General features: G+C 55.2%; 2 protein-coding genes. Both read right to left on the reverse strand.

Annotated features, from left to right (window positions below; genetic code table 11):
- On the reverse strand, positions 1-1,763 hold a 1,763-nt coding region (locus FJY67_11720), incomplete at its 3' end, for a hypothetical protein (GenBank protein ID MBM3330117.1).
- Between the two features lie 100 nt (positions 1,764-1,863).
- The gene (locus FJY67_11725; protein ID MBM3330118.1) at positions 1,864-2,292 is read right to left on the reverse strand and encodes a hypothetical protein; all 429 of its coding nucleotides are present in this window, start codon (positions 2,290-2,292) and stop codon (positions 1,864-1,866) included.
- Positions 2,293-3,186 lie beyond the last annotated feature (894 nt).

Consider the following 3,186-nt stretch of genomic DNA (forward strand, 5'->3'; position numbering starts at 1 on the left):
GCGCGGATGACGCCGCGCACCTGAATCGCCCACTGGACGGAATCTGCAGGCACCGGATCGACGTTCGGGTCGAAGACCTTGGCTTTCAGGGCATAGCCGCCAGTCCGGTTGAACGCGTAGGACCGGATTCCGATCCGGTCATCCCCTCCCACTTCTTCCCACCTCACCGCCGTCGAGTCGTAAATCATCCACTCATACCGGAGATTCTCACTATCCCCAATGTAAGCGACGGAGTCGATGGCGAAGTCGATCTCGCTGTTGCGCTGAACCGTGAGGGAAAGGGTGTCGGGCCGGCGCGCCATTATCAATAGGTTACGAACTTGCAAAAGCCAGTTCACGGAATCGGCTTGCTGACCATCCGAAGCGAAACCCGTAATTACAAAATCGCCTATCTCTTCAAACATCAATTCCAAGGTCGAGTCCTCAGCAACCGGCTCCCCATTTAGCAGAAACCCATACGAAATTGGATCATCCTGAATATCTACGGCCCGAATTGTAAATCGCATCCTCTCCGACAGTAGCAATCTCAAATCAAGGTCCCATGGATACCAATCGATGATCTCTGGTGGAGACGATTCTGGATGAAGAACCATTACAACTCCATCATTCCCAGTGATAATTCTGCTCGTGTTGCCGCAAATGAGTGCCGATCCATTACGAGATATGGCAGCACCAAACCAACTATTGACATAGTTTGGTCTTTCATCGAAGTCATCTAAGCGCTCTACCTGCGTCCAGGCTACATCGCCACCTGGTTCAAGTCTCAGCGCTGCAACTCGTGGTCCCTGCGGCTGACCATCGGTATGCACCTGACCTACCATCAAGGTCCCACCGTCCGGATAGGCCAGTATTCCATAAGGTCTGTAAGGTCGAAATTGCCCGCCAAAATCGTAGATGCTCATATGTTGCCGGTTGCCGTTTCCGTCAATCAACAGGAGCACCCAATCACCCCGAATACGACCGACCTTACCGCATACAGCATAGCGCATTCCGTTGTTGAACGAAGCCATACGATAGCCCTTCTCTTCCAAATTCTCCTGGCCATAAGTTCGCTGCCAGACGACCTCACCCTCCGAATCGACGCGAACGATCCAGATGTCGGAATCGTTGTCCTGCACAAATGTGGTTCCGATGGCGATGGCTCCTCCTTCGGGACGTTCGCGCAGGTCGGTAAAGAGATCAACACGCTCACCGCCATAGGCACGCTCCCACACCACCTCACCCACACGGTTCACCATCACCAGATAGCCGTCTGTGCTGCCGTTCCCAATAGAACTCGTTTCTCCGGCGGCAAGGAATTCCCCACTTTTTAGTTCAATGACAGCATACCCATATTCGGCGCGTTCTCCACCAGCATTGCATACCCACATCAACTCCCCGTCCGAATCGACTCGCACCATCAAGAGTTGCGCTCCGCCTTCCTCTGGGTAGACTTGGCCAACCGCTACGAATCCACCCCCATCGCATTCGACGGCACTATAGAGACTTCCCAAACGGGTATTGTCCTGTTCATACAAACGGCTCCAAACAACGCCGCCGTTCGTCTCTATTCTCGCCAGCCAGGCTCGTCGGTTATCGTTGGTACCGGCAGATCCGGCGAGGATGTAGTCGCCGTTCTCACACTCGCGGATCGAATTAAATGAGTCATTGAGTCCATCGCCGGCGTCGTAGGTTCGGACCCAACGGATACGCGGCTGAGCATCGGCGATGCCGATAAGAGTCGTTGCAGCGAGGATGATAAGGTTTCTAAGAGAGTATTTCATCAAGATCAATCTCTGATGGTGGATTCCACGGATCCAGGTTTGCCCCTATGGGCGAGACCGCGACGGTTCGTCCGTCGCGGTCTCGCCCGGTGTTCCGTAGTCAGCGCCCTTCCAACATGCGAAGGAAGAACTTCGCAGTATTGCCCGCTGGGATCTCTAGTGAATGTTGCCTTAAGGCAACCGGTTGATCCTGATCGGGCACGCACCAGGATCCTTCATAGAATTCCCAGCGATCATCTCCCGCGGTGGGCGAGGTAGCGATCCATGGATTGGCTGACCAGAGGTTCAATGAATGGTGCGCCGTTCCTGACGTGCAGTCGGTTTCTTCTTCGAAGGTGCCCTCGGGGTCAAAGGTGAACCAGCATGACCAACCGCCTTCCATATACTCCCATGAGTCTCCATCCCAGACATAGACGGTGATGTGATACTGGACATCTGCCCGAGCCTCTTCCGGCTCCGGCCATACGAGCACGCCGACCGCGATGAGCATCACGGCGGCGATGATGAGGGTGAGTGTTCTGCTTTTCATACTTTTAACCTTTCGTTGATTGCGTTCACCAGTGAGACGATTATCTCTCTGGAATTCATCGGGCGTTCACGAAAGGTCAATCGAGGAGGGCCGCGGACGGGGTGGCTCGAGGCGTTGCCCGGAACCGGGATGGTGAGGGGGAATCTATCTGTGAAGTCAGGGCAATGGGGCGGAAGACGAGATGCTTCACTGCGTTCAGCATGACAGAGGGGCCTCCGGTGAGGCACGTGAAGGGCAGAGACCGGCTCACTAGACTGCACTCGTGCGAAGGCGGCAGCAGTCAGGCAACGGCGTAGGAGTCCCCCCCCCGACTCGTCTAATCTATTGAAAGGAAGAAACATGCAAGGAAAGTCAAACCGCAATCCTATCAGTTCACGTGACGCTATCCAAGGACTTCACTCAGACGACACTTTACATCATAACACCTTAAGACCCCATTGTCAAGCCAAATCGCTCCGCTCTCGCAAGATTTTTCGCTGGTTGCCGGTAAGCCGCTAATCGGGGCGGGATGAATCCCGCCCTCCAAGATTAGCGCATTAGAACGGCTTTGACGGTGCGGGATTTGGTGCCGGTCTGAAGGCGGAGGAAATAGACTCCCGATGGCATCCCGCCTCCCGATGTCACTCCGCCTCCCGATGTCATTCTGAACGAAGTGAAGAATCTGAACTGATGCGTGCCGGGGGAGAGGGGACCATCGTGAAGACGGAGGACCTCCCGCCCGTCGAGCGCGTAGAGGCTGAGCCGGACAGGAAAGAGACCCCCCACTTGCGTCCTTGGAGGGCGGACATTCCTGTTCGCCCTTTGGGCAGGCAGGAATGCCCGCCCTCCAAGGTCAATCGTCACCGTCGCCTGATCGTTGAAGGGATTAGGAGCAATCGAGATCTTGAGGGGATC

This window comes from Calditrichota bacterium, from assembly GCA_016867835.1.
GTDB lineage: Bacteria > Electryoneota > AABM5-125-24 > Hatepunaeales > Hatepunaeaceae > VGIQ01.

Excerpts from the sequence above, each read along its gene's own strand:
- FJY67_11725 (MBM3330118.1), bottom strand. The coding sequence starts at position 2,292 with ATGAAAAGCAGAACACTCACCCTCATCATCGCCGCCGTGATGCTCATC.